Below are 808 nucleotides of genomic sequence, written 5' to 3'. Positions count from 1 at the left end.
CACAACTTACGCAATTCGTGGTGAAGATAACTCTGGCATTATTTCAGTAAATGGCGGCGCTGCTCACCAAGCAGATGTGGGCGATTTAGTTATTATTGCTACTTTTGGTGATTTCACAGAAGCTGAAGCAAATGCCCATAAACCACGCTTGGTATATGCGAACCCAGATAACACAGTCAATCACACAGCGAACTGTATTCCTGTGCAAGTTGCTTAATTAAAGTTTTAAAAATAATAAGAAGCCCGTAAATACGGGCTTTTTTTATAAGACTTTATAAACTTCTGGCAGTTCCCTTCCACCAGCTCTGTTGCTGCTTACAATTTAGAGGCTGTAGCTCTTCTCCACGTAAATCAAATAAAATCGCCTCTCCTTTTGCATTTACCTTAAATTCAGCATATTTCGCTTTCTCATAGCAATGAGCTAAGCCTTCGGCAAATAAGAAACTGCGAGAAGCTGGGTACAAAGATTGATAGTGATTGTCCGGATTTTTTAAAATTAAATTCTGCTCATTAGATAAAGAGTTAGGGTCTAAAATAGTACGGATTACTCGATTTCGTGAATCTAAAATAACTTTTGCTGGAACAGAAGCATGATTAAAAATCACCTGATCTAAAGCTTCACTTTCACTTGCTGTCAGAGCTTTGAGAGATTGTAAATTTAATTCATAAGCCAACGCCATATAGTCCCCTTGTAAAATAGAACGAGGATCAACTGGTTTCAGCTTAATAAAAATACTTTTACTCTGATGCAGGTGCCATTCATTTTTCATCACTAAACCTGCAAAAAATAAAACAGTGACTATTGCAA

General features: G+C 37.3%; 2 protein-coding genes. One reads left to right on the top strand and one right to left on the bottom strand.

Annotated elements, in window-relative coordinates:
* Positions 1-217 (top strand): aspartate 1-decarboxylase (locus ABD296_RS49485; RefSeq protein ID WP_344285505.1); only part of this gene is annotated, 217 nt, incomplete at its 5' end.
* Positions 218-272: 55 nt separating this feature from the next.
* Here ABD296_RS49485 and ABD296_RS49480 read toward each other — a convergent pair.
* Positions 273-808 (bottom strand): GDYXXLXY domain-containing protein (locus ABD296_RS49480; protein ID WP_344285502.1); only part of this gene is annotated, 536 nt, incomplete at its 5' end.

This window comes from Actinomadura napierensis (genome assembly GCF_039529375.1).
Lineage (GTDB): Bacteria > Actinomycetota > Actinomycetes > Streptosporangiales > Streptosporangiaceae > Spirillospora > Spirillospora napierensis.
The sequence above is the reverse complement of the archived record's forward strand: the minus strand, read 5'-3'. Positions and strand labels throughout refer to the sequence as shown.